This is a genomic window from Sporosarcina gallistercoris, from assembly GCF_050459885.1.
GTDB lineage: Bacteria > Bacillota > Bacilli > Bacillales_A > Planococcaceae > Sporosarcina > Sporosarcina gallistercoris_A.
In genome coordinates this window covers 122,595-149,242 of record NZ_JBCMNO010000007.1, presented here as the reverse complement: position 1 = coordinate 149,242, position 26,648 = coordinate 122,595, and the positions used below count along the sequence as shown (strand labels likewise).

The 26,648-nt window shown below is 44.5% G+C and carries 25 protein-coding genes; 18 read left to right on the top strand and 7 right to left on the bottom strand.

Features of this window, described 5'->3' with window-relative positions; translation table 11 throughout:
- Positions 1 to 85: 85 nt before the first annotated feature.
- Positions 86 to 1,642 carry a GNAT family N-acetyltransferase gene (locus ABE021_RS05580; protein ID WP_430287343.1) on the top strand — a complete coding sequence of 519 codons (1,557 nt, stop codon included), beginning with the start codon at positions 86 to 88 and terminating at the stop codon, positions 1,640 to 1,642.
- A gap of 33 nt (positions 1,643 to 1,675) precedes the next feature.
- Here ABE021_RS05580 and ABE021_RS05575 read toward each other — a convergent pair whose 3' ends face one another.
- Positions 1,676 to 3,025 (bottom strand): hemolysin family protein, encoded by a 1,350-nt coding sequence (locus ABE021_RS05575; protein ID WP_430287341.1) that lies wholly within the window; start codon positions 3,023 to 3,025, stop codon positions 1,676 to 1,678.
- 546 nt (positions 3,026 to 3,571) lie between these two features.
- Here ABE021_RS05575 and ABE021_RS05570 point away from each other — a divergent pair.
- The 3 genes from ABE021_RS05570 to ABE021_RS05560 all read left to right on the top strand — a co-directional run bounded on the left by ABE021_RS05570 (position 3,572) and on the right by ABE021_RS05560 (position 8,542).
- The gene (locus tag ABE021_RS05570; RefSeq protein ID WP_430287340.1) at positions 3,572 to 5,311 is read left to right on the top strand and encodes an ABC transporter ATP-binding protein; all 1,740 of its coding nucleotides are present in this window, start codon (positions 3,572 to 3,574) and stop codon (positions 5,309 to 5,311) included.
- Positions 5,311 to 7,059, top strand: a complete 1,749-nt coding sequence (locus tag ABE021_RS05565) for an ABC transporter ATP-binding protein (RefSeq protein WP_430287339.1) — start codon at positions 5,311 to 5,313, stop codon at positions 7,057 to 7,059. The genes ABE021_RS05570 and ABE021_RS05565 overlap by 1 nt, the downstream gene beginning before the upstream one ends.
- Positions 7,060 to 7,270: 211 nt before the next feature.
- Entirely contained in the window at positions 7,271 to 8,542 is a 1,272-nt protein-coding gene (locus ABE021_RS05560; RefSeq protein WP_430287338.1) for an MFS transporter, read from the top strand.
- A 253-nt stretch (positions 8,543 to 8,795) separates the two neighbouring features.
- Here the strand turns inward: ABE021_RS05560 and ABE021_RS05555 are convergent, their stop codons facing one another.
- Positions 8,796 to 8,942, bottom strand: a complete 147-nt coding sequence (locus ABE021_RS05555) for a hypothetical protein (RefSeq protein ID WP_251662412.1) — start codon at positions 8,940 to 8,942, stop codon at positions 8,796 to 8,798.
- A gap of 54 nt (positions 8,943 to 8,996) precedes the next feature.
- Positions 8,997 to 9,200, bottom strand: a complete 204-nt coding sequence (locus tag ABE021_RS05550; RefSeq protein ID WP_430287337.1) for a YheE family protein — start codon at positions 9,198 to 9,200, stop codon at positions 8,997 to 8,999.
- A 72-nt stretch (positions 9,201 to 9,272) separates the two neighbouring features.
- Here ABE021_RS05550 and ABE021_RS05545 point away from each other — a divergent pair, with 72 nt between their 5' ends.
- Positions 9,273 to 9,665, top strand: a complete 393-nt coding sequence (locus ABE021_RS05545; protein WP_430287336.1) for a ferritin-like domain-containing protein — start codon at positions 9,273 to 9,275, stop codon at positions 9,663 to 9,665.
- A 305-nt stretch (positions 9,666 to 9,970) separates the two neighbouring features.
- Here the strand turns inward: ABE021_RS05545 and ABE021_RS05540 are convergent, their stop codons facing one another.
- Positions 9,971 to 10,747, bottom strand: a complete 777-nt coding sequence (locus ABE021_RS05540) for an ABC transporter substrate-binding protein (RefSeq protein WP_430287334.1) — start codon at positions 10,745 to 10,747, stop codon at positions 9,971 to 9,973.
- A gap of 128 nt (positions 10,748 to 10,875) precedes the next feature.
- Between ABE021_RS05540 and ABE021_RS05535 the strand changes: the two genes are divergently transcribed.
- From ABE021_RS05535 to ABE021_RS05515, 5 genes are all read left to right on the top strand, one after another.
- Complete coding sequence (locus ABE021_RS05535; RefSeq protein ID WP_430287333.1) at positions 10,876 to 12,057, top strand: DUF445 domain-containing protein; 1,182 nt, start codon at positions 10,876 to 10,878, stop codon at positions 12,055 to 12,057.
- A 12-nt stretch (positions 12,058 to 12,069) separates the two neighbouring features.
- Positions 12,070 to 12,420 (top strand): YlbF family regulator, encoded by a 351-nt coding sequence (locus ABE021_RS05530; protein ID WP_430287332.1) that lies wholly within the window; start codon positions 12,070 to 12,072, stop codon positions 12,418 to 12,420.
- A gap of 103 nt (positions 12,421 to 12,523) precedes the next feature.
- Positions 12,524 to 14,029 carry a coproporphyrinogen III oxidase gene (locus tag ABE021_RS05525; RefSeq protein WP_430287331.1) on the top strand — a complete coding sequence of 502 codons (1,506 nt, stop codon included), beginning with the start codon at positions 12,524 to 12,526 and terminating at the stop codon, positions 14,027 to 14,029.
- 87 nt (positions 14,030 to 14,116) lie between these two features.
- Positions 14,117 to 14,899, top strand: coding sequence for an enoyl-CoA hydratase (locus ABE021_RS05520; RefSeq protein WP_430287359.1), 783 nt, complete (start codon positions 14,117 to 14,119; stop codon positions 14,897 to 14,899).
- A gap of 142 nt (positions 14,900 to 15,041) precedes the next feature.
- A complete protein-coding gene (locus ABE021_RS05515) occupies positions 15,042 to 15,860 on the top strand; it encodes an STAS domain-containing protein (protein ID WP_430287330.1) in 819 nt (272 codons plus the stop codon).
- Between the two features lie 15 nt (positions 15,861 to 15,875).
- Here the strand turns inward: ABE021_RS05515 and mgsA are convergent, their stop codons facing one another.
- Together mgsA and ABE021_RS05505 are read right to left on the bottom strand one after the other, a co-directional pair.
- Positions 15,876 to 16,310 carry a methylglyoxal synthase gene (gene mgsA / locus ABE021_RS05510; RefSeq protein ID WP_430287329.1) on the bottom strand — a complete coding sequence of 145 codons (435 nt, stop codon included), beginning with the start codon at positions 16,308 to 16,310 and terminating at the stop codon, positions 15,876 to 15,878.
- A gap of 56 nt (positions 16,311 to 16,366) precedes the next feature.
- On the bottom strand, positions 16,367 to 16,552 hold the full coding sequence (locus ABE021_RS05505) for a YhzD family protein (RefSeq protein ID WP_430287328.1): 186 nt from the start codon (positions 16,550 to 16,552) through the stop codon (positions 16,367 to 16,369).
- A gap of 491 nt (positions 16,553 to 17,043) precedes the next feature.
- Between ABE021_RS05505 and ABE021_RS05500 the strand changes: the two genes are divergently transcribed.
- The 8 genes from ABE021_RS05500 to ABE021_RS05465 all read left to right on the top strand — a co-directional run bounded on the left by ABE021_RS05500 (position 17,044) and on the right by ABE021_RS05465 (position 25,589).
- Entirely contained in the window at positions 17,044 to 17,244 is a 201-nt protein-coding gene (locus ABE021_RS05500; protein WP_430287326.1) for a helix-turn-helix transcriptional regulator, read from the top strand.
- A gap of 22 nt (positions 17,245 to 17,266) precedes the next feature.
- Positions 17,267 to 17,566 (top strand): hypothetical protein, encoded by a 300-nt coding sequence (locus tag ABE021_RS05495; RefSeq protein WP_430287325.1) that lies wholly within the window; start codon positions 17,267 to 17,269, stop codon positions 17,564 to 17,566.
- A gap of 98 nt (positions 17,567 to 17,664) precedes the next feature.
- Positions 17,665 to 18,564, top strand: a complete 900-nt coding sequence (locus ABE021_RS05490; protein WP_430287322.1) for an ABC transporter ATP-binding protein — start codon at positions 17,665 to 17,667, stop codon at positions 18,562 to 18,564.
- Complete coding sequence (locus tag ABE021_RS05485) at positions 18,557 to 19,813, top strand: ABC transporter permease (protein ID WP_430287321.1); 1,257 nt, start codon at positions 18,557 to 18,559, stop codon at positions 19,811 to 19,813. Before ABE021_RS05490 ends, ABE021_RS05485 begins: the two co-directional genes overlap by 8 nt.
- Before the next feature lie 158 nt (positions 19,814 to 19,971).
- Positions 19,972 to 21,177: a metallophosphoesterase family protein gene (locus ABE021_RS05480; RefSeq protein WP_430287320.1), complete on the top strand. Its 1,206-nt coding sequence runs from the start codon at positions 19,972 to 19,974 to the stop codon at positions 21,175 to 21,177.
- Positions 21,178 to 21,195: 18 nt separating this feature from the next.
- Positions 21,196 to 24,096, top strand: a complete 2,901-nt coding sequence (locus ABE021_RS05475) for an AAA family ATPase (protein ID WP_430287319.1) — start codon at positions 21,196 to 21,198, stop codon at positions 24,094 to 24,096.
- Positions 24,093 to 25,031: a 3'-5' exoribonuclease YhaM gene (gene yhaM, locus ABE021_RS05470; protein ID WP_430287317.1), complete on the top strand. Its 939-nt coding sequence runs from the start codon at positions 24,093 to 24,095 to the stop codon at positions 25,029 to 25,031. Before ABE021_RS05475 ends, yhaM begins: the two co-directional genes overlap by 4 nt.
- A 339-nt stretch (positions 25,032 to 25,370) precedes the next feature.
- Entirely contained in the window at positions 25,371 to 25,589 is a 219-nt protein-coding gene (locus ABE021_RS05465; RefSeq protein WP_430287316.1) for a hypothetical protein, read from the top strand.
- A 105-nt stretch (positions 25,590 to 25,694) separates the two neighbouring features.
- Here ABE021_RS05465 and ABE021_RS05460 read toward each other — a convergent pair whose 3' ends face one another.
- Positions 25,695 to 26,612, bottom strand: a complete 918-nt coding sequence (locus tag ABE021_RS05460; RefSeq protein WP_430287314.1) for a peptidylprolyl isomerase — start codon at positions 26,610 to 26,612, stop codon at positions 25,695 to 25,697.
- Positions 26,613 to 26,648: the final 36 nt, after the last annotated feature.

Genomic DNA, 26,648 nt, shown 5'->3' with positions numbered 1-26,648 from the left:
TATTATAGAGGGAAACCGAATTTTTTGCTATTATCGGGTATGAGTTTTAAAAAAGAGGGTATTAAAGGTAGAGAGGTGATTTTTGTTGAGTGAAGAATTTGATTTATCATCATTTGAAATAAGCATGATCGTTCGGCAAATGAAGATGTCCGATATCCCCGAGATCTTAGAGATGCAGGAAGCTTGTTTCCCTGGCATGGATCCTTGGGAAACAGAACACTTGGAGAGTCACTTGACTGTTTTTCCGGAAGGTCAGTTCGTTGCTGAACTGGATGGAAAGATAATTGGGTCATGTTCAAGTCTGATTTTGAATTTTGCCGAGTATGATGATCGTCATACATGGGACGATATTTCTGATAATGGGTACATAACAAACCACAATCCTGAAGGGTACAACCTGTATGGGATTGAAGTGATGGTGCATCCTGAATTCAGACGCATGAAGGTCGGTGAACGGCTTTACGAGGCTCGAAAAGAGCTTGCTCGTGAAATGAATTTGAAATCCATCATCATTGGGGGACGGATTCCAAACTATCATAAGTATTCCGATGAGATGTCTCCAAGAGAGTACGTCAATTCGGTTGCGAAACACCGCATCTATGATCCGGTTTTAACATTCCAGCTGATGAATGACTTCACACTCATGCGCATCAATCCGAACTATTTACCGGATGATAAGGCTTCGAAGCGTTATGCAACGTTAATGGAATGGAATAATATCGATTATAGGGCCGTTTCCAAACGTCACTATAAGACGAGCTATCCAGTCCGTATTTGTGTCGTTCAATATTTGATGCGTAAAATTTCCTGTTTTGAGGAACTCGCTTCCCAAGTGGAATACTTTGTAAATGTTGCGGCAGACGCCAATTCAGATTTCGTCGTTTTCCCTGAAATATTCACGACACAGCTCATGTCCTTCCTGGACGAACCTTCCGCAAGTCAATCCGTGCGTAAGATCTCCGAATACACAGAGGAGTATATCGAACTGTTCAATAGCTTATCGGTCCGTTATAACGTTAATATTATTGGCGGGTCCCACTTTGTCGAAGAAGAGAACGAGGAAATTTACAATATCTCTTACCTCTTCAGACGTGACGGTTCGATTGATAAACAATATAAGATCCACATCACCCCGAATGAGAAGAAGTACTGGGGAATCAGCGCTGGCGATTCAGTGAGGGTCTTTGATACGGACTGCGGGAAAATTGCAATTCAAGTTTGCTACGATATCGAGTTCCCTGAACTGGCTCGTATTGCAACGGAAAAAGGTGCGAACATCATTTTCACTCCTTTTTGTACGGAGGACCGGCAAGGCTATTTGCGAGTGCGTTACTGTGCACAAGCACGTGCCGTCGAAAATCAAATTTATACAGTCATCTCCGGAACGGTCGGGAACTTGCCTCAAGCCGTCAATATGGACATCCAGTATGCACAATCCGCTATATTCGCACCATCCGATTTCGAATTTGCAAGAGATGGCATAGTCGGAGAAGCGAACGCAAACCTGGAAACTGTGTTGATAGGGGATGTAGACTTAGAAGTTCTTAAACGTCAACGGCAGGATGGGACAGTCAAACAGTTGAAAGACCGGCGTCGAGATATCTATCGGGTCGAATACTTCTCGAAAAATCCTGACCAATAAAAAAGACGGCTCCAAGTTGGAGTCGTCTTTTTGTTAAATTAGTTCATCTTCCAAGTCCGCTTCCTTATCCTCAAGCTTCTCAGCTTCCAGATAGAGAATATGGTGCCCTTCCACATCTTTGATGGAAAATTCATAGCCTTGTTCAATGATTTTTTCACCAGGAATGGCCTCAAAACGCTGGGACATGAACCAGCCGCCGATTGTATCGATATCTTCTTCGTCGAGTTCGATGCCTAATGTATTGTTCACATTATCCAAAAGCATTTTTGCATCTAGGATGAAGTGCCCTTCGCCCACGACTTGAACGTCCGGCAGTTCGTCTTTGTCGAATTCATCTTGAATTTCCCCAACGATTTCTTCCAAAATGTCTTCAATCGTCACAAGCCCTGATGTGCCGCCGTATTCATCCATAAGAATGGCCATATGAATGCGTTCCCGCTGGATTTTTAGCAGTAAATCTCCGATTGCCATCGTTTCAATGACACGGATGATAGGCTGCATATATGCAGTGACTGGCAACTCTCCGTTTTTCGGGTTTTTAATGTAGGCAGTGAGCAAATGTTTCATGTTCACTAAACCGATGACATGGTCTTTGTCTCCGTCTGTGACGGGATAACGTGTAAACTGTTCGATGCCTGGCATGTTGAAGATTTCAGCAGCAGTCATCTCTTTTTCAATTGTCATCATTTCCGTTCGAGGTACCATGATTTCTTTTGCAATCCGATCATCGAATTCAAAAATCTTGTTCACATATTTGTATTCGGATTGGTTGATTTCCCCGCTTTTTAAGCTGTCGGACAAAATCATTCGCAATTCTTCTTCTGTATGGGCTACATCCGCTGCATGGATAGTCCGAAAGCCGAATAATCGGGTCACTAGTCTTGCTGAACCATTCAGTACTTTAATGAACGGATACATCGTACGATAAAAGATAATGAGTGGTTTTGCAAATGCTAGTGTAATTGTTTCCGCTTTCTGAATCGCTATCGTTTTTGGTGCGAGTTCTCCAATGACAACATGCAAGAATGTCACAACAATGAGCGCGATTGAAAAAGAAAGGAAGACTGTCATGCTAGTTGATAACTGCAAATAGGTAAACAAAGGCTCTAACATTAACGCAACGGTCGGTTCACCAAGCATACCGAGTCCGAGTGCGGTAATCGTAATTCCGAGCTGACAGGCAGACAAGTATTCATCGAGATTGTCTACAACCCGCTTAGCATTCGTTGCTTTTTTGTTGCCTGCTAAAGCTAGCTGATCAATTCGTGTCATTCTGACTTTCACTATTGCAAACTCAGCTGCAACAAAAAATGCAGTGAGGGCGATCAAGGCAGCAAATGCTGCCAAGCGTATGGGAATATCCAAATGGGTGCTTTGTTTCATGCCAGTAATGGGGGAAACAAAGCGTACACCTCCTGTAGTTTTAAAATTAGGTAGTTAAACCAATCATAAATGGTTAAAGGAAGAAATACAAATATTTTTCCTTTGCAAACCGCTGTAAGAACCCTTTAAATTTTCAAAAGATTTCATGAAAAGTGTTGACAATCTGAAAAAGAAAGTGATAATCTAGAATTATTCGAAACTCGAAAGGAAAAGGAGGGCTTAGACATGAACAACCGTGCAGTGAACAAATTCACTCAATTCAAAGCTTTGCCCTTCGCACCTCGATTATAGTAGATTGAATCTAAAATCGTTGGGTTATAGGGCACCGTTCCCTTTTCAGGCGCACGTTTCTGAAAGAGGAGCGTGTGTCTTTTTATGTTCACTAAAATCGTGATGTTTTCACGCGTAGCGTGTTGCATATACAACTACTAGGGAAGGGGAGCTATCGATGTGATGAAAGAAACGACACATCCTATCAAATTGCTTAAAAAGGAGACACCAGAAGGCGGATAGCCGAAGTTGCTCCAAGAAAGGTCGTAGATTAGTATGTTTTCGGTTTTAGGGAAATTAAGTTGGTTTTTTAAAGAGAATAAGAAACGCTATACCATTGCACTCGTTTTACTTATCATGTCAAGTATCCTGGGAATTATCCCTCCATGGATCATCGGTAAGGCGATTGATGGAATCCATTTGAATACAATGAATACTCAATTGCTTTGGACGTATATCGGCGTTATGCTGCTCATCATTATCCTGGGGTATATTGCAGATTACGTTTGGCAATACCAATTGTTCGGCGGAGCAAATGTGATTGAAAGAAAATTACGTGGAAATTTAATGCGTCATTTTCTAAAGATGACACCTACGTTTTACCAACGGAACAAAACAGGGGATCTGATGGCCCGATCGACGAATGATTTGCAAGCCATCTCTGAAACAGCCGGCTTTGGAATCATGACGCTGATTGACTCCACAGTATATTTGTTCACTCTTATTGTCATGATGGGGTTCCTCGTATCATGGAAGCTGACACTTGCAGCAATTTTACCATTACCGATATTAGCTTATTTAATGCAAGTGCTTGGAAAACGAATCCACCTGAAATTCGTTACTGCACAAAAGGCATTCGGTGACCTGAATGATGACGTGCTGGAAGCTGTAGCCGGTGTGCGCGTGGTGCGTGCATACGTACAGGAACGGGCTGAGGAGCAACGTTTTGCAGATGCGACGGAAGACGTTTATCAGAAGAATATGGAAGTTGAGCGGATTGACGCATTGTTCACCCCGATATCGAAGATCATGACATCGTTATCGTATATGATCGGTCTCGGTTATGGAGCCTATCTGGTTTCGGTTGGAGAAATGTCACTAGGCGGGCTGGTTACTTTCAACGTATATTTAGGAATGATCGTTTGGCCAATGTTTGCCATTGGCGAACTCATCAATGTCATGCAGCGTGGGAATGCATCCCTCGATCGTGTTCAAGAAACCTTGGACGCAATCGAAGATGTCAGGGACCCGGCAATGCCTGTTCAAATGAACCGGCCTGGAGTAATCGGCTTTGAGGACTTCAGTTTCGCGTATCCGACGTCGGACCGTAAAAACTTGGATCAGATCCGTGTGAACCTCTCTGGTGGTCAAACTCTCGGTATCGTCGGTAAAACCGGAAGTGGAAAAACGACTTTCGTTAAACAGTTATTGCGTGAATATCCAGTAGGTGAAGGCTTGCTTTCATTTGACGGAAATCGTCTCGATGAAATGACCAAAGAGCAGGTGCGTAACTGGATTGGCTACGTGCCGCAGGATCATGTATTGTTTTCACGCTCGGTGCGCGACAATATTTTGTTTGGTAAACCGGATGCAGATGAGCATGACATCGCAGAGGCAATTCGTCTCGCCCATTTTGAAAAAGATTTAGAACTATTGCCGGAAGGGCTGGAAACGCTTGTCGGTGAAAAGGGAGTCGCCCTTTCCGGTGGTCAAAAGCAGCGGATTTCTATCGCGCGTGCCATTGTGAAAAATCCGGAAATACTTGTATTGGATGATTCGTTATCCGCAGTGGATGCAAAAACGGAAACTCGGATTATTGAGAACATCCAAAACGAACGAAGCGGAAAAACGACAATCATTACGACTCACCGGTTGTCAGCGATTCAGCATGCGGATTGGATTATTGTGCTAGAGGATGGCCGTGTGACTGAAGAAGGTAACCATGAAGACTTGCTCTCGATGAACGGCTGGTACAAGGAACAGTATGATCGCCAGCAGATCGGAGGGGGAGAATAATGACGACAGGTAAACGATTAGTGAATTATGCATTGCAGTTCAAAGGGTATTTCATTGGCGGAATGGCACTACTTGCGATAGCGGTTGGAGCCGACTTGCTTGGACCGATCATTGCGAAACAAATAATTGATAATCATATAGCGGGTGCGGCTACAGGCGGCATCGATTTTGAACCGATTGCAAAACTTCTTGCCATCTTCTTTGGTCTAGCGGTTGTTACAGCCATCTTCAGGTATGGACAGTATTTGTTACTGCAGGCGACAGCGAACCGGATAGTCCAGAAAATGAGAAATGAACTGTATCAACATATTCAAACGCTGCCCATCAGTTATTTCGATAATTTGCCTGCAGGCAAGGTCGTGGCGCGCGTTACCAATGATACGGAAGCTATCCGTCATTTGTACGTAACGGTCGTCTCCCAATTCGCGATTAGCGGCATGTATATTATTGGAATCTATATTGCCTTATTCAGTCTGGATCCGAAAATGGGAGCGATTCTTCTCGTAGTGTTACCGATTCTCTACATTTGGATGATCCTTTATCGGAAATTCGCTTCCAAGGTCAATCACGTCATTCGTTCAAAAGTGAGTGACATGAATGGGATGATAAATGAGTCCATTAACGGAATGACAATTATCCAGGCGTTCGGACGAGAGAAGCAGATGGAAGATGAATTTGAAGAATTGAATACGACGCATTACGAATACCAAACAAAGTTACTTAAAGTGGAAGCTGCCACATCCCATAACTTGGTCAATGCGATACGGTCCATGACATTCGTTATTTTCATCTGGTATTTCGCTGGTGCTTCGATTACAACAGGAGGCGTCATATCTGTCGGATTGCTGTATGCATTTGTCGACTATATTACGCGTCTTTTCAACCCTGTGACGGGTATCGTGAACCAGTTTGCGCGACTTGAACACTCATTAGTTGCTGCAGAGCGGGTGTTTCAGCTGATGGACCGCTCAGGGGAACCTGTCAGTGATGAGCGAATGGATCGATACGAGGGGAATGTCACATTTGAAGACGTGTGGTTTGCGTACAAAGAAGAAGAATACGTTCTAAAGGACATTAGATTTGAAGCGAAGCGCGGAGAAACCGTAGCCCTTGTGGGGCATACGGGTTCAGGCAAGAGTTCTATCATGAATTTGCTATTCCGATTCTATGATCCGGTTAAAGGTAAAATCTTGATCGACGGTCATGATATTACTTCCTTGCCCCGCCAGACAATCCGAAGTCATATGGGGATTGTTCTGCAGGATCCGTATCTTTTTACAGGGACAGTTGAATCGAACATCAGCCTTGGAGACGCACGGATTTCCAGAGAGAAAGTCCGGGAATCGCTGGAAGCGGTCGGTGGAGAACGTGTTCTGGAACATTTGCCGCAAGGAATAGAAGAGCCGGTTGTTGAAAAAGGGAGCACCCTTTCAAGTGGCCAGCGACAGCTTATCTCCTTTGCGCGTGCGCTCGCTTTCGACCCTGCGATTTTAATATTGGATGAAGCCACGTCAAATATTGATACAGAGACGGAAGAAATAATTCAGCATGCGATGGATGTGTTGAAAAAAGGGCGGACGACGTTCATCATTGCGCACAGACTTTCAACAATTAAAAACGCGGACAAAATTCTAGTGTTGGATCGCGGAGAGATTGTGGAAAGTGGGACACACGACGAATTGGTTCTGCTAGACGGTCAATATGCACAAATGTATAAGCTGCAATCAGGTATATCTGTTTCATCGTAAAAGGTCGAAGCCCTCGTGCTTCGGCTTTTTTTATTGAGTAAATGGAGTAGTGGATCTCTCGTTTGAACCGGCAAGGCAAGGCCTTTGCAGAAGTGATTAGTTGGGCAATGGATTGTCTGTTCGTATCACCTTTCGAAAAAGATTGCGTACATTGTAGAAAACCCATATATTTAGAGTAACGAAACTTCCGGATAAGAAAGTAGGGCATCCTTTGAACTTGATTCGTGGTTGGAAAAAAACGATTTCCACGTTTAATCGGAACGTGAAATTCTTTTTACTCGCAAATATCTTCATTCAAATCGGGTTAGGCGTCTTCATGGTAATGTACAATTTATATATCCGTGAACTGGGCATGCCGGAAACGGTAAACGGAAAGGTTATCTCCATGACAGCACTTGCTACCGCTATCATGCTTGTTCCAGCCGGATTTTTAAGTGATAAGTTCGGTCGCAAGTGGATGATCACAGGGGGGGCTGCAATTACGGTCATCACTTTGTTTTGGCGAAGTGCTGCCGTTATGGAAGAACCTATAATTTTCGTGTCCTTGCTTACAGGCGTGTTCATGGCTTTTGTGCAAGTGTCTGGAATTCCGTTCCTTGCAGAAAACTCTGCCCCCTCTGAGCGGGTCAAACTATTCAGCATCCAGTTTGCACTCATCACGATCTCACAGGTGGTCGGCAGTCTTGCAGGGGGATTATTGGCAGATGGATTGCAGCTGTATCTGAATATGGCTGCAGTAGATGCAATCCGTTGGGCATTATACATTGGTGCCGGGGTATTTGCGCTAGGGCTTCCGCCGTTGTTCGCACTGCAAGACAAACCTCCGATTCCTGTACAAGTACGCACAACCGCCGTGAAGGAACCAATATCAAATCCTGAGGAATTGAAGGATACCAGCTTCAAAAAGAATTTCATCCTCATTCTCCACTTTTCATTTGCCGGCTTGCTGATCGGAATCGGGTCTGGTCTCGTCGTCCCTTATCTGAATTTGTATTTTGCCAATCGATTTAGTGCTTCAAACTCATTTATTGGTCTGATTTTATCCCTTGGTTCTGCTATGACTGCAGTGGCGGCTCTCATTGGTCCAGTACTTGTGAAGAAGGTCGGAAAAGTGAAGGCGCTCATTCTTTTCCAGTTACTATCCATCCCGTTCCTATTGCTTACAGGGTTCACGAATTCCTTGATGTTGGCGGCTCTCGGATTTTTACTCCGCCAAGCGCTGATGAATGCGGGAAATCCGATTCAAAGTGCGGTTGCGATGGAGCTCGTTTCCGATAAGTATAGAGGACTTGCCAACTCGATGAATCAAACCGTTTTCCAACTGGGATGGGCGTCCACGGCCCCTATCGCAACAGGACTCGTAGTGGCACAAGGTTTCTATTGGGGCTATGCAATCGCATTCAGCATCACAGCAGTGCTCTATGTGATATCTTCCATTTATTACTATGTAGTGATCGGTAAACAAAACCTATCCATAGACTAATTTCGGAGATTATTCTGTCCCATTCGTTTGGTGTGTGAGTCAGCGAAGAGGTAGGGGCCCTAGGAGATTGAGTTGATCTACGTTCGTGACGTTGCAACAGGTGCACGACCAGTATTCTATGGGATTAAGGCTGGAATAGATCCTCAAGAAAAGCGCACGTTAGAATCCCAAATCATAACTTGAAAAGAAAGGGCTATTCCAAAAAGGTTAGATGCGCCTTTTGGAATAGCCCTTTATAGTATCAATCCGACATCTACATCCGCTTAGGTTGTGTTTCTTTCCACGCGTTCTGTTCGTCGGTCATACGACTTTTATCTTCAAAGACATTTTCCGTTTTTTGGTTTTCGACTTGCAGCTGCTGTTTTTCCTTTTCCAACTGCTCAGGAGTTTTTTCCTTCATCTACAGTCCCTCCAATACTCGTTCATATAGAGAGTTTGTGCAAAAAAGAACTCCTTATTCATATACGTGAAAAGTCATGAGCTCATGAACCATTTTTTTCACGGATTCTTCATCAGTTGGAGCGGGAGTCGTCCATTTGATTGTCCCATCGGGCATATAATCACCTGTAAATCGCTCAGCACCTTGTTGAAAAGAGAATGTCCAACCTGGCAGTTGTCCCCCTTCGAACATGGGCCGTACTCGGAAATGCTGTAACATATTATACTACCCCTTTCATGATTCAATTCTCCTTCGCATACATTGGAACTAAACGGTATAGGAGGGCGTGACGTGTTTGTCTCAAAACTAAAACAAGCCATTCAAGATGAATATCGGTCCTACTTTTTTTACAAATCTCTGCACGATCAGCTAAAAGAGCCAATGTGGAAAGACTTTGTCCGCCACGTATATGAAGATGAGAAAAGTCATTACGAAATGTTTCAACAGCTCCATTATATACTGACGGGTTCGTATGTTCCTAATCCGAAGCGTCCAGTGCCGTGTTACGATGCCAAGCAGTGCGTCCAAAAAGCACTGGCTGATGAGTTGGACGACATCGAAACCTACAAAGAGATGTTGCTGACAATACCTATTGAAGAAGCGTATAATCCTCTTTTCATCGCACTTCACGATGAAATGGAGCACGCAATCCGAATGTCCACAATTTACAATGCACTCTCTTGAATTGACAAAAACCACCCTTCGTAGTCATGCGGAAGGTGGTTTTTGTATGTATATGATGCGAACTGAATTCCTGAGGCCAATCAGAAATGCAAAGTTTAAGAGACAGCGCGCTGTCAACATGTCCTTCGACAGAGTATCTGTGGAAAAGAATTTTCATTACTAAAAGCCCTGTAGAAAATTCGATATCCATGATAAAAGGTATGTCTGTAGGACAACTATAGCACTAAATGGGATATGTGTAAATATGTCGCGTTGTAGTAAGAAATGGAAAAGTGGTGAAAATGGTTTTCCAATAAACAAGAGGCTTATCTAAGCCGTTCCTTGAAGTAGGATATCGCTTCTAACATTCTGGGTCCGTACCAAAACATCTCACCGTCAATAGGCAAAATCATTGCATTAGGTAACAGATTTTGAAACTCAGGGATATGTTTCTCCTTGAAAGGATACGGTTCTGAAGCTAAAAGGACCAAGTCCGGATTGACAGATTGAAAATCATGAGTCGTAAGTTCCGGATATCTACCCGGGAATGCGCTGACTGGGTTCGAAAAACCGAGTGTTTCAAGAAGGGAATTGATATACGTAGTACGCCCGGCTGCCATATAAGGCTTTTTCCAAATTACATATAAGACACTTCCAGACGTAATCCTTTGAAGTGAATGGAAACCTTCTCGGATTTCAGATATCAGGCTTTGGGCTTGGTCACGTCGATCGGTTACATCACCTATGTCTTCAATCATTTTATACGCCTCTTGCACGCATTGTACTTCTGCTACGTAAACCGGGATGTGCTGTTCAAGAGTTTCGACGATCTGTTTCGTATTTTCTTCCTTTTCAGCGATGATTAGATCCGGTTTCAATTGCAAAATCGCATCCAATTGAATATCCTTCGTGCCAGCAACGGCTTTCACATCCAATACAGCGGGAGAGGGATGAATACAAAATCGGGTCCTTCCCACAATCTCATCCTGCAACTGTAAAGTAAACAAAGTGTCTGTAATGCCTGGACATAGGGATACGATACGTTTCGGCGGGTATGTGTAGGTGACGGTTCTGCCAAGTGCATCTTGAACAGTTCGTTCCATGGAATCATCCTTTCTTCAATTCACGTTTCTATTGTTCATCATACTAAATATTCAAAACAAAATCAGCCAATCCTCGATGCACGAATGACAGCCTAATTAGTTGGTGAAGCATGCAGTTCTGTTATAAGATGAAAGAAATTGAACAGGAAAAGGTGAAGCGATTGGAATTTTTATGGATTCTTTTGTTCATGTCACTTATCGGAGCAGTGATCGGGGGCTTCACGAACCACCTGGCTATCAAGATGTTATTTCGACCTCACGAGGCAAAATATATCGGCAGTTGGAGGGTTCCATTTACCCCGGGTCTTATCCCGAAACGACGTGATGAGTTAGCAGTTCAGCTTGGACGTACCGTAACAAATTATTTACTGACGCCGGATACATTCCGGAAGCGGCTCTTGACACCTGACATGGCAGCTAAAGCGGAGCAGTTCGTGCAAAGCCGATTAGAAAAGGAAGTATTCGATTCTGAGCGGACACTTGCAGAATGGCTTGGACTCGCCGGTGTGTCAGATATGGATCTGGTTCTGGAAAGAAAAACCGGTGAGCTCGTTGATGCTCGATTTGCAGCAGCGAAGCAGGCGATTTTGTCGGGAACTGTAGAAGAAAAAGTACCTGAAAAATGGCTACTGGAAGCAGAAACACATATTCCGACTGTAACTTCTTATGTATTGACCCGAGCGGATCAATTCGTGGACTCCTACGAAGGGAAATTGATGTTTCAACGACTGATAACGGATTTCCTGGAGTCAAAAGGAACGCTTGGCGGAATGGTCAACATGTTTTTCGGAGACTCGAACTCACTTGTAGAAAAAGTACAGCGGGAGGCGAAGAAGTTCATTGCCGCCCCTGGAACATCGCAGCTTATTGAAACGATGCTTCTGAAAGAATGGACGAAACTGAAGCAGCGCCCAATGGAAGAACTGGTAGGCGGATTTGACTGGGATGGACTGGGGGTATCGCTGCACAACTACTTGCTGAAAGAATTGGATGTAGCCAATCGACTGGCAAAGCCGATTCACTATTACTGGCCGACTGGTGCTGCATGGACTGCAAACAACTTGACGCCTAACGTCATCGAGTTTGCGTTTACACAAGCGGAGATTCAATTGGAACAGTCCTTGAAACGATTGAAACTGGATCAGATAGTTAAGGAACAGGTAGATACATTTCCGGTTTCCGTTCTGGAAGATCTCGTTCTGGGTATTTCAAAACGTGAATTTAAGATGATTACCGTCCTTGGTGCACTATTAGGTGGTATCATTGGAATTGTGCAAGGTCTCATTGTATACTTTACAAATCTTACTTAGGGGGAATTTTACATGGCAGTCAATATTTATGATGACATTAATAAGCTGGAAGAATCACTTCGCACGACAAACGAATTTTTAGAGGTTAAAGAGGCGATTGAAAACGTCAAGGCGGACCCCGACGCATTGGAGATGTTCCGTAACTTCCGTGAAATCCAAGTGACATTGCAGCAAAAACAAATGTCAGGTGAAGAAATTCAGCCGGATGAACTGGAGCATGCTCAAAAGACTGCACAGCTGTCTCAGCAAAATCCTAAAATCATGGCTATGCTGGAAGCGGAAATGAAGCTAAGCGGAGTGATCGAAGAAATCAACCGGATTTTGATGAAACCTGTTCAAGAATTATACGAAACAATGAATTGACACGAAAACCAGCCCGATGTGGCTGGTTTTTTCTTTTAGTGGTTTGCTATACTGAGTACCACAGACAATCGAATCACCTATTCCGGAGAAAGTTGGGCTAATTATGAAAACTATCGCGCTTCAAGGCGATTTTAAAGAAGACTGGGTAAGGATGTTCATCCACCTGGCGAATCTGTTTTTTGAAGAAACGAAAATCGTTAAGAAAGAAGAGACTGGAGAGCTCGAATTACGCTTTCAGGAACGTCAAGATGGCAACCGACTCCTTGTAACAGCGGAGCTTACTGTCCAAGGAGAAACGTACCATTCAGAATTCACAGAGGCTGCTGAAATCGGCGGTGAAAAAGAGCAGAACCGACAATGGAAACGGCTCTATTCGCACGTCTTATTGGAAGTTTTGGAATCCTTTACGGGCATGAACCAAGAGTGGGGCATCTTAACGGGAATCCGTCCGACGAAGCTGTATCATAAGTACATCCAGGAAGGTCATAGCGCGCGCGAAGTGAAGCAACTGTTAATGGAGAAACACCGGGTGTCCGAACGGAAAGTGGACTTGCTCGAGACCATTGCAGACATTCAATTGGCGGCTGTACCTGATCTGTACAACGTTCAGGATGAAGTGAGTATTTATATCGGGATTCCATTTTGTCCGACGAAATGCGCTTATTGCACATTCCCTGCGTATGCAATCCATCGCAAAAGCGGTCGTGTGGAGACATTTTTGGATGGTCTGCACGAAGAGATCAGACAGCTCGGAGAATGGCTTACAGAACGTAAAGTGAAAGTGACAACCATCTATTTCGGAGGAGGGACTCCGACATCGATTGAAGCGGAAGAGATGGATGCGTTGTATGAAGTCATGGTCGATTCTTTCCCATTCATGAAAGAAGTGCGTGAGATCACGGTGGAAGCAGGACGTCCGGATACGATCACTCCTGCTAAAATCGACGTACTTAAAAAGTTTGGCATCGACCGGATTAGTGTGAATCCCCAATCGTATACGGACGAAACTCTGAAAGCGATTGGTCGTCATCATACAGTCCAAGAAACCATCGACAAATTCAAGTTATCCCGCTCCATGGGGATGAACAATATTAATATGGATCTGATCATCGGACTGCCAAACGAGGGCATAGAAGAGTTCAGCCATTCATTGAAGGAGACTGAAAAACTCCAGCCGGAATCATTAACGATCCACACGCTGTCCTTTAAACGTGCTTCCGAAATGACGCGAAACAAAAAGAAGTATGAAGTGGCTGATCGTCCAACTGCAGAGCAAATGATGAAACTGGGCGAACAATGGACAGAAGCGAATGGATACGTTCCTTATTACTTATATCGCCAGAAGAACATTCTTGGGAATCTAGAGAACGTAGGGTATTCAAAACCAGGCGAAGAAAGTATCTATAATATTATGATCATGGAAGAAGTGCAGTCCATTATCGGTATTGGCTGCGGCGCTTCCAGTAAATTCCGTGATCCGAAAACGGGACGGATCACTCAATTCCACAATCCGAAAGATCCAGCCGCTTATATCTTGTCGTACCAAGAGTCCATAGAAAGAAAATTAGAGTTGCTGGACGAAATTTTCCCCCAGTCCGTCTCAAAATAAAGGAGTTTCTCCTTCTGTCCCGAATTCAAGGAGTGAATGACTATTCAGTTATTAAATGAAATCAATTAAAAAGGGAAAAGGGGAGCGATTATGTTTCAGACAATAGAACTTAAAAGAGATAATCGGATTGCGACACTTACATTGAACCGGCCGAACGCAATGAATGCAATGGATGATGTGATGATGAGGGAATTGGCAGATGCATTTGAAGAACTTAAGTCCGATCAGGAAATCCAGGTTCTGCTCATTAAGGGAGCAGGCAGAACCTTTTCAGCAGGTGGCGATATTAAAAAGATGATCAATCCCGAATCCCCGATGGATATGGGAGAGGTCATGCAACATATTACACGCCTAGCGAAGACACTCTACTTGCTGCCGCAAATCACGATTGCAGTCATCCACGGTTCCGCTGCTGGACTTGGTTTCAGTCTGGCGCTTGGTTGCGATATTCTCGTTGCGGAGGAAGACAGTAAATTGGCGATGAACTTTATCGGCATCGGGCTCGTACCGGATGGCGGAGGACATTTCTTCTTGAAAGAGCGAATTGGCACAACCAATGCAAAGAAAATGATTTGGGGCGGGGAAGTCCTCGATGCGAAGACAGCGAAAGCGGCGGGTCTTGTGGATGAACTCGTTCCTACCGGACAAGCAGAACTTGCTGCGAGTCAAGTGGCCACCTCATTGCTCAGTACACCGATTGCTGCAATGATTGCTTCCAAAAGGATATTACATGAAAGTAAGCGAGATGAGCTTGAGCATATGCTTCAGTTGGAAAGTGAATCACAAATAGCGATGCGGAATACAGCAGACCATTTGGAAGGCATTCGTGCATTCGTGGAGAAACGGCAACCTGTGTTTTCTGGGAACTGATGGAACAGAACCGGCATCCCATGTAGAGGACTGCCGGTTTTGATTTTGATTGAAATTGATAAAAAAGGTTTGGAAATGTGGAAAAAGGGAATAGTTAAAAATGTTTGTAATGATTTAACGTGTTAATGAAGGAGGCAACAGGATGTCCAGTGATCGCGTTAGTCCTAAAGTGGATCAGTTTATGAGTGAGAATAGAGATGATTTCGAACGTGAGCTCCTAATGCAAGCAGTGACTGTCAATGATCGAATCGAAGAAATTCTCCGGATAGGTAATATAGATTTGATCGAAAATGCACATAAACTTGTTGCCTATGTCATCGAAGCCAAACAAGATGAGTTGGAAGCCTTTGCTAAAAAGGAAGGAATTGCTTGGGCGAAGCATTCACTGACTCTTGCATTCAAACTTGAGTGGGTATCTGCAATCCGACGGACATTATGGGATTTTATACAAGAGTACATAAAGCAGAATACTGATGAATTTTCATTGAACGACTTTTTCGTTCTTGAAAAGAAGATCAATTCCAGATTAGACCATTTCTTAAATGCATTTTTCATCAGTTATTCTTCATTCAAAGATGAAGAGATCAAAGCCCAGAAAAATCTTGTGGAAAACCTATCCGTTCCTATTATTCCAATTACGCCGACGACAAGTATTTTACCGCTTATCGGAATGCTTGATTATTACAGGACGACGGTAATTCAAGAAAAAGTATTGAACGAAATCAGTCGTCTTCACATACAAACCCTGATACTCGATTTATCAGGGATCTCGGATATGGAACATGAAGTAATTGATAATCTAGGCAAGGTGATCGAAAGTACGAAGCTGATGGGATGTCAAACTGTCATTACCGGGCTTCGTCCCGATGTCGTCAGGAAAATGGCATCGCTCGGCATACGTTTTGACGGAGAGACTAAGACGCTTGGAACGCTGCAACGGGCTTTGCATTCTTATCTATAATGTAAAAAAAGACGCTTATCCGCGGTCGAAGCGGGCAAGCGTCTTTTGTTTGTATTTATCTACAGTTTCACGCCATTGAAAGTAGCCTTTTTCAATAGCTCGGATGAGCAGCTCAGCGGTCGCAATATTCGTTGCAAGCGGGATCCCGTAAACGTCACATAGGCGCAGCAATGCACTGACGTCGGGTTCGTGGGGCTGGGCAGTCAGTGGATCACGGAAGAATAGAATGAGGTCCAGCTCCCCTGTAGCCACCATCGCACCGATTTGCTGATCGCCGCCAAGTGGTCCGGAATTCATGCGATTCACTTGAAGATTGGTTTCTTCCATAATTCGTTTTCCGGTAGTTCCAGTGGCGTAAAGCGTAAAGTTCTCAAATATCGATTCATAAGCAATCGTGAAGTTTACCATTTCATCTTTCTTTTCATCGTGGGCTATTAAAGCGATCTTCATCTTGTGCGCCTCCTATCTGATTGTTTACAGAATAGCACACTGTACAGAAAAACACTTCAAACATGAAACAGCAGTAATTTACCAGCAGGTGAAGCGAGTCGATGGGTCTGATCTAGCAAGTTCTGCTCTTCCAGCAACGATTGTCCTTTCACTTTCGCCGCCTCATCCGATTCAGCAGTAAACGTTTCGTCTGCAATCATTTTTCCAGTCTTTTCATAAGCCGTTAGTTTGTATGTCCTCACAACCATCCACTCCTCTTCTTTTCCTATAGTATACACGTTTTTTGATAAAAATGAATAGTCATTCATCGCTAAAAAATTGAATTATACAATCCGCCATCCATTGTTTTCCGCTCCAGGAGGACGCGTTGCTTCCTACCGGTTCTTCAAAAATCTGTGCTCCTCTTCGCTTTTTCTGATCCCTCCGGAGTCGACGCCTTGCGTTCCACACTACTTGAAAAATTGAGCAGTATAGGAATTTTTAGTTCCACATATATAATTGTATTTTTTGCATAGTCTCTATTTGGTTACTAGGTGGTTGAAATAGGTCGGTGAAGGCAGTTTGTATGTACAGTGATTATTGCTGCTAGACCTGAATTGTTCTGGAGTGAGTTACTCGTAAAGTTTACTTGACAATCAACTAGTAGTAAAGTAAGCTTTACGTAAAGTCACCTTTACTATAGAAAGAGATCCCTTGTTATGTATGAAAGATGGGAAGGGAGAGTGCACGACGAGTGAAAAACTTGATACGAGAGATTCGAATGGAGAAGGGTCTTACGCAAGATGAACTTTCTGAAAGTTTGGAAGTGTCTAGGCAGACGGTTATTTCTCTTGAAAAAGGAAGGTATAATCCTTCACTTATTTTGGCATTTAAAATTGCCAAGTTGTTCAATCGGACTATTGAAGAAATTTTTGATCCGGAAGAAATGGAATAGAAGCACGGAAGGAGAAACCGAAATGGATTGGGTGTCAACCGCTGCAGGATTCGTTACAGGTGTCGGAGGTGTATCTATTATCATGTTCCTTGTTTGGCGAAGAGGGAAAAAATCCCGGTTATTCGATGAACGGTATGAAAAAGTACATATGAAAGCAAGAACGGCTTCCTGGAGTGTTTTCGTAGGATTGTCCTATATGTTAGCAATTGCAGCGATTTTGATCGAGGGCTGGAAGCTTGCATCCATGTTCCTAGCGATTTTGTATGTAGTTGGACTGCTGTCCTATCTTATTGCGGTTCTCATTTATAACAAAAAATTATAGGATAAGTATTGTGATAGTCTGTAAGATTACGAAAGAATTGAAAAGAAGGTTACGGAACTCGCAATCTTCAATATAGGGGAATGGGGAGGAATATGACTATGTCATTGCAAATTGAACACGTGACGAAACGATTCGGTGACTTCACAGCCGTGGATGACCTTTCGCTTTCAGTCGGAGAAGGAACGATGTATGGATTTCTTGGTGCGAACGGTGCTGGTAAAACAACAACATTCCGTATGATTCTCGGTCTGCTGACACCGAACGAAGGGCATATCACGTGGAATGGGAAACCGATTTCTTATGCAACGAGCCCTCAGATTGGATATCTTCCTGAAGAGCGCGGATTATATCCGAAAATGAAGGTCGAAGAACAGTTGCTCTTCTTAGCGGAGCTGCGAGGCATGAAACGGTCCGATGCGAAACGGGAAATTGGAGGATGGCTCGATCGTTTTGAAGTACCGCAATACCTGAACAAAAAAGTGGAGGAACTGTCAAAAGGGAATCAGCAAAAAATACAAGTGATCGCAGCACTTTTGCATCAGCCGAAACTGATCATACTGGATGAACCATTCTCGGGGCTTGACCCTGTGAACGTGGAAATGTTAAAAAAAGCGATTTTGGATATCCGGAATGACGGAGCGACGATTGTCTTCTCCAGCCATCGGATGGATCATGTGGAAGAACTGTGTGAGCAATTCAGTATAATCGACCACGGGAAGCAAATTGTGAGTGGAACATTGAAAGAAGTGAAGCGGTCATTCGGCAAACAAAATGTGCGAATCCGCTCGGATTACGAATTGGATGCACTTGCACGGATTCCAGGTGTCATTACTGCCAGTCCTACGGTTGAAGGAGCCGTGTACCAGGTGGATTCCGATAAGACGGCGGAACTGCTTCTTACTGAGGCATTGAAAGCCGGTCCGGTCCGACAATTTGAAATTGAAGAGCCGACTCTTCAAGATATCTTCATTGCAAAGGTGGGGAAGGAACATGCGTGAATTCTGGATTATATTTAAACAGGCGTTCATGACGAAAGCAAAAACGAAGTCGTTCTTCATCACGACATTGCTAGTCGTTGCGGGCATCTTCTTGTTGTCCAATCTGCCAAGGATCCTCGATTCGATTGACGGAATCGGCGGTGACGAACCGACTGCACTGAAAGTGATCGATACGAGCGGTAAACTCGAGGATCCACTTGCTGCAGTACTCCAAGCGAATGAGTCAGACATTACGCTGGAGCCGGCAGAGGAGAGTGAGAAGGCGCTTGAAAAACAAGTTCGTTCTGAAGACATCGATTCGTTTTTAACATTGTCCTTGGATGAATCGAACACGATCCAAGCGAAGTATACGACTCTCAGCAGCATAGAAACAAGTCTTCCGGAGTCTTTGAAAAGTGCATTGCAAACGGTCCAGTCAGGTATTAAAGCGGATGAGCTTTCCTTATCCAGTGATCAAGTCGATTCTCTTTTTACACAAGTAAACTTTGAAAAGAATAATATTTCCGCTTCAGCCAAATCTGAAGATGAGTTGAATCAGGCACGGATTTTAGTGTATGTGCTCATGTTCGTGATTTACTTTGCTGTCATCCTCTATTCAGGAATGATCGCAACGGAAGTCGCAACTGAGAAATCCTCACGTGTAATGGAAATCCTGATTTCCAGTGTATCGCCAGTCAAGCATATGTTTGCAAAAGTACTCGGAATCGGGACACTTGGCATTGTTCAAATCTTGATTTACGGGATTGCGGGATTCATTGCCTTTAAAACGGCTGCTTCAGAAGCGACAGAGGGAATCGGCAGTTTCTTCAACTTCACGGACATTAACCCTATGACGCTTATTTATGCAGTTGTGTTCTTCTTGCTCGGCTATTTCTTGTATGCAACATTAGCTGCTCTTCTAGGTTCTCTCGTAAGCCGTACAGAAGACGTCCAGCAGATGATCATGCCGATGACTCTGATGATTGTTGCCGCCTTCATATTAGCTGCGTCCGGCCTTGGAAATCCTGAACTTGTATACTTGAAGTACGCTTCGTTCTTCCCGTTCTTCACGCCATTGGTCATGTTTTTACGGGTCGGCATGCTGGATTTACCGATGTGGGAACCCCTACTTGCGATTGCGATTATGCTTGTCACCATCTTTGTACTCGGATGGTTCGGTGCTCGTGTCTATCGTGGAGGTGTCCTGATGTACGGTCCATCCCGATCATTGAAGGATATTAAGAAAGCGATTCAGTTAGGGAAAGAATAATAGCAAATGATTTGCAGCGATATCCAGCAGAGGTGAGTTTGATTCCTCTGCTTTTTATTGCGTTGTTCCAAGCAGGAATCTCTGGATTGCTGTCGCGTAACCAGTTGAAATATGGTAAAATTAGAACAAATATTCGTTTCAGGAGGTGCCCCTTAATAATGATCCGATTCTTGCATACCGCGGACTTGCACTTAGACAGTCCATTTAAAGGAATTACGGATATGCCGATAGATCGATTGACTGAACTTCGTCAAAGCACTTTCGAAGCCTATGAAAAACTGATCCGCTATGCGGAGATGGCCAACCCGGATTTTGTTCTTATAGTGGGGGATATCTATGATGGAGAAGATCGGAGTCTGCGTGCACAAATGCGGTTTGTCAACGGTCTTGAGCGTTTGAAACGGGCAAATATCCCGGTTTTCATCTCCCATGGAAATCATGATCATCTTGGAGGCAAGTGGACGCGTTTTCAATTACCGGACAACGTAACGGTATTCGGTCCTGAAGTGGAAACCGCAGAACTCATTATCCGTGGTCAGCGAATCAGGATCCATGGATTCAGCTATAAAGAGCGGCACATTAAAGAAGTGATGATTGGACATTACCCGAAATCGGATCGTGAACCGGGGACCCTCGATATCGGCATGCTTCATGGCAGTATCGCCGGAGAAGAAACGCATGCCGTCTATGCACCATTCACAAAAGAAGCGTTGCTGGACAAAGGCTATCAGTATTGGGCGCTTGGCCATATCCATAAACGGCAGCTTTTACATAATGAGCCTCCGATTGTCTATCCCGGTAACTTACAAGGCCGTCACCGCAACGAACAAGGAGTGAAAGGCTTTTACGAGGTGGAATTGGAACCGGATCAGGCGGCACTGAAATTCGTTCCGACATCGGTTCTGGTGTTCGATGAAATTGAAATCGATTGCAAGGGAATGAGTCTTGCCAATGAGTGGCTGACCGCCTGTCAAAATGCAGCGACTGAAGTCGTTGAGCGGAATGGTGCGAGTATTCTCCGTGTACACAACGTGAATATGGGATCGGAAGCGTCTTATTTGTTCAGTGGTTCATCAGACGACGAATGGCTGGACGTGCTGCGTGATTCAGCTGAACGCAATGTCTGGTTTTCAGAACTCATAGTTGAGTCGTACCAGAAGAGTCCGCTTTCGCCGGAATCTCCACTCGTCCGATCCGTAAAAGAGCAGATGGAAAAATGGGAGGAAGACGATTGGAAAACGGTGCTGCAGGATGTGTATCAGCATGCACGGTCCGGTTCTTATTTGTCTCCATTATCTTCTGAAATGCAAGAAGAATTGCGTAGAGAAGCTGGGAAACTCATTTCCAATGAGTTGTCGATATGAAAACAGAGGTGACGCGCTATGAAGATTGAGCGGTTAACAATCTATGGATTCGGCCGCCACAGCAATGTGACGATGGAGCTGGGTGATGGAGTCACGGTGTTTTACGGGGAGAATGAAGCCGGGAAAACGACCATTTACCAATTCATCTTGCACTTATTATTTGGATTCCCTCCTAAAAACAATGCGCTGTTGCGCTATGAACCGAAAACCGGGTCTCGCTATGGCGGGAAAATTGTCCTCCGCGATAAAAAGTTCGGTGTGGTTGAAGTAGAACGGATTCGGGGGAAATCAGCTGGAGATATAACTGTCCGATTCGAGGATGGAGCAATAGGGGGGCAAGCGGAACTCAATGATCTATTGCGCCAGTACGATCGAACAGCTTTTGAGTCTGTTTTTTCGTTTTCGTTGTTTCAGCTCCAAGGATTGGAGCACATGGATTCCGATGAGCTAAGCCGCACGTTGCTGTCCTCAGGCACTACGGGGATCGATTCCTTGCTTCAATTAGAAAAAAAGCTTGAGAAAGAAAAAGCCGACCTATTTAAAAAATCAGGAAAAAACCCTCAAATGAATGTGCTGCTAAAAGAACTTCGCGACTTGGAAGAGATACTCAAATCGCAAAGGGCAAAGGTGGATGAATACGAACCTGCTGTAATACGCATGGAAGTAGTGGAACGGCAACTGGTTGCGGAACGCAGTACGATGCAGAATTATCAAGCGGAGTCAAAAAAACTTGAGAGTGCTCTATTGCGAATTCCGCTCATTGAGAACAGAAATCGACTGCTTTCTGAAATCGAAGAGCTCGGTAAGAAGGACTTCCCCCCGAATGGCATCCGGGAACAAGAAATGTTGGAAAGTAAAAAACATGAAGCGGAAGCCGTACTCACTCGGGCGTCATTTCAATTGCAAGATGTGCAGGATCAGCTGCGAAAAGAAGGGCAAAAAGAACAGGAATCCGCAGTAGAGGCATTGCTTGCGAAAGAACCTGATTGGCAAGTACTTCAACAGGAGCTTGTCGGTTCAAAGGCTGATATTACACGGTTGACATCTGAACGACAGCGGCTGCTTGGTCTTCTCGGTGCAACGGATTCATCTGAAGTTGAGGCTCTTTTGCAACTGGATAGTTCGTTCACTGAAGAGCAGCGCCTTCAGGAATTGGCAGAACGCGTAGAACAAACAGAACGTGCAGTTCAGTCCAGTCAGCTGGAATTGCGGCGTGCTGAAGAGATGGAACGCAGGACCGTTCAGCAACTTGAGAGGCTGAACGCTGAAGCGCCAACTCCAGAGGAACAAGCGCAAGCAGCAAAATGGCCATCTGTACGAGCGCGTCTTTCTGAAGCGAAAGCGTATGTGTCTTTTGCACGGGAAGCACAACAAGATACTTCGAAAACAATCATATGGATTCTGCTTGGAGCTGCAATTCTAGTGGCAGGTTATGGTCTTTTACAGCAACAGTGGGTCATCGTTGCACTAGGTGTGCTGATTGCGGCAATGAGCGGCTATGGACTGAGGCAAAAGAAAGAAGGTCCTGTGCATTCGGACGAACGCATGAAAGAGATGAAGGTACTTGTAAAAGCGTATGAAGGCAAAGAAGAGGCATTTGAAGAACTGTGCAAGAGGACGGATGATTTCATCCGAAAATCAGAACAGCTGAAACTGACAGCTGATGGGCATTCGATGGACATGGACTCCCTGCGAAGCGATTTAGCAGACTTACTCCGTAAAGGTACGAATTTACGCAGGCAACTTTCAGGAGAACTTCTTCAATGTGGTTTGTCTGCTGATACGGGAATTGGAGCGATTCCCGAGTTGTTCCGTTTGGTACGTCAGTTACAAGAAACGGATCGGGTGCGGATCGAGCGGTTGAACGATCAACAGGAAATCCAAAAGAAAGTCGGGCAGCACCTTGAGTATGCCCGGACAGTGCTTGCGCGTGAAGTTCCCGAAGCGGACCTGTATACTTTAATCAGGCAAGAGGCTCGGAAACTGCGGGATGCATCGCTTTCGGCAGAAACGTATGAACGGCAAGTCAAGGAATTCTCAAGAACAATCGAAGGGAAGAAGCTTGAACTGCAGGCGTATCACACACAAGAGCAGCAATTATTTGAGCAGGCAGGCGTTTCTGACAAACAATCATTCTATGACGCATATGATCGATGGCAACATTGCCAAACATTACAACTGAATCTGAACGGATTGAATGACCAGTTGAAGACGCTTCAGTTGGTAGATGAATTTGGCGATGATGAAGGTTGGATCCGGCAACAGCTTGAAGTGTCCGAAGAACGTTTGTCAGCTGCAGAACAAACGATTAAGCAGCTGACAGAGGAACGTGCTGCGTTACTGCATAAAACGGAAGCGCTGCTTTCCGATGATGCTCATCTTCATACACAACAGCTATATGAGAACAAAAAAGCGGAATTCAATGCATTGGCGATTTCCTGGTCAAGTCGGCAAACAGCGGCTGAAGCAATCCGTCAAACGATGGGAGAATTGAAAGAGAAAAAATTGCCGGCTGTGTTAACACGTGCAAACAACCTGTTCGCTCAGTTGACAGCTGGACAGTATACCCAACTCGAAATCCATCCGGATGGGCAATTTCAAGCATTGCGCAAGGACGGTCAACCGTTCGCGATTGCGGAATTGAGCCAAGCAACAAAAGAGCAAGCGTATGTTGCCCTTAGGCTATCGCTTGCGGTCGAGTTAGCGGAACAAGCTCCGTTTCCTATTATTATGGACGATCCATTTGTCCATTTCGATGCGAAACGGCTATCTCATATGACTCAACTCATATCTGAATTATCTTCAGATCATCAGTTTCTCATATTCACTTGTCATGAGACACTTGCGTCTCATTGGCCAGAAGCTAAAATTATCAATGTTTCCGAAATTGGAAGCACACCAGAAGGAGTTGCATTATGAAAAAACTATTAGATCATAAAGTAGGAGAACCGGTAGATTTATTTTTGTTCATCAAGCAATCCACAAAAGGCGTCACTCAGCAAGGCAGTCCGTTCATGTCACTTGTGCTGCAAGACAAAAGCGGAGATTTGGAAGCCAAGCTTTGGGATACAGGAGAAGAGCAGGAGCGTTTGTATGCAGCTGCTGAAATTGTGCGGGTAGGCGGTGAAGTGCACGAGTATCGCGGGAAGAACCAACTTCGCATTAAGAGCATCCGCCCTGCGAAAGCAGAAGAAGGAATCACGATGTCCGATCTCGTACCTTCTGCTGAAAAAAGTAAAGAGGATCTGATGGATGAGTTAATGCAGTTCTTCTTTGAAATGAAGAACCCACAGATTCAACGGATCACCCGTCACTTGATCAAGAAACATCAGGAAGCGTTCATGATGTATCCTGCAGCAACACGGAACCATCATGATTATGTATCAGGATTACTCGATCACGTAGTTTCCATGTTGAAGCTATCCAAAGCGGTGGCGGATCTGTATCCAACGCTGAACAAGGATTTATTGTATTCAGGCGTGATTTTGCATGATATCGGAAAAGTTATCGAATTATCCGGACCGGTTGCAGCTCACTACACAGTAGAAGGAAATTTGCTAGGTCATATTAGTATTATGGTAACCGAAATCTCTAAAGCTGCAGATGAGCTGGATGTGTCTGGAGAAGAAGTGATGCTCCTTCAGCACATGGTGCTTTCCCATCACGGGAAAGAAGAGTGGGGCAGCCCGAAACGTCCTATGTTGCCTGAAGCGGAAATGCTCCACTACATCGACAATATCGATGCTAAGATGAATATGCTAAACCGAGCAATGAGCAAAACTGCGCCTGGAGAGTTTTCTGAACGCATCTTCCCCTTGGAGAATCGTTCATTCTACAAGCCTACATTTGAATAACCAACACAAAAGGAGCTTCCTCGGAAGCTCCTTTTGTGTTGGGATGGGGAGTGGGGGAAATCGGGTTATCATGATTGAAAACGGAAATAACTCTTGGAATGAGATGGGGGGCAATGGTGGAATGAGCGGGTTGCTCGGTGGAATGATCGGGTTGAATGTGGAAATGAGCGGGTAGCAGGAGGAAAGGAGCGGGTAGCAGGAGGAAACGATCGGGTAGCAGGAGGAAACGATCGGGTTGCATGAGGAAAGGAGCGGGTAGCGTGAGGAAAGGAGCGGGTTGTAGGAGGAAAGGAGCGGGTGGCAGGAGGAAAGGAGCGGGTAGCGTGAGGAAACGAGCGGGTGGCAAGAGGAAATGAGCGGGTAGCGTGTGGAAACGAGCGGGTGGCAGGAGGAAACGATCGGGTTGCAAGAGGAAACAATCGGGTTAAGGGGGAAATCCGTATACCTGCACTCCGCTTCCCTAAATGCGCAGCGAAGCGGAGCCCACCAATCAGTCTTGGTTTTGAATTAGGGAAAGAAGGATTGGTCGCGATCATGGATACGGGTGTGAGAAAGTGAATTCCCGCGGGAACGAGCGTGTTGATCACCATAATCAACACCACTCCCGCAAAAAAACTGCATGGTCTATCAGAATATCTGACAGACCATGCAGCTTATTTAAACTTACTTCTCTTCGCCTTCTACATCCGCGCTGTCTTCCTTAGCATCGGTCTTGCTTTGATTGAACATGTCCATTGCAGATTTCAAATCTTTGTCATTCACTTTTACATCTGCGTCTTTTATGAGCTTCCCAACTTTGTCGACAATTGTGCTAGTATCCGCTTTTGTAAGCTTCAGCTCTTGTTTCGCTTTTTCTTTTTCTGCTTTTGAAGGTTCTTTGTCATCTGCTTTACGCTTATCTTCTAATTTGATGATATGGTAACCAAACTCCGATTGAACCGGTTCGCTGATTTTTCCTTTTTCCATTGCTACAGCAGCATCCCAGAATTCTTGGACCATTTTACCTTGACCAAACCATCCAAGTTCGCCACCTGATTCAGCAGCGCCTTCTTCAGTGGAATATTCTTTTGCAAGCTTCGCGAAATCTTCACCAGCGTCTGCTTTCTTCTTCACTTCTTTAGCCTTCTCTTCGTCTGCAACCAAGATGTGACTAGCTTTAACTTCTGTATTCTTTTGTTCTAGATAGTTGTTAAGTTCTTCATCGCTTACTTTAATTCCATCTGTAAGCGCTGCTTCTTGAAGTTTATTTAGCTTGATTGCTTTTTTGAATCCTTCTGCAGTTTGTTGCTGCTGTGCAAGGTATTGATCGAAATTGTCGCCAAGCTGTTTTTTGACGTCATCGTATTCTGCCTGCACATCTTTGTCGGATACATCATATTTTGATTCGAGGACCTTTTCAATAACCATCATTTGCAGTGCTTGCTCACCAACGGAATCTTTCATCTCTTGGTAAAATTCACTCTTTGTTATATCTCCATCTTTGGATGTAACGATTGCTTCATCATCGGAAGCATTCCCTGAACAAGCCGAGAGAGCGAGAACAGATGCTGCCAACGTGAACGATAGGACTGTTTTTTTCATAGTTTTATTACTCCTCTGTAAATGTAATTAACAAGT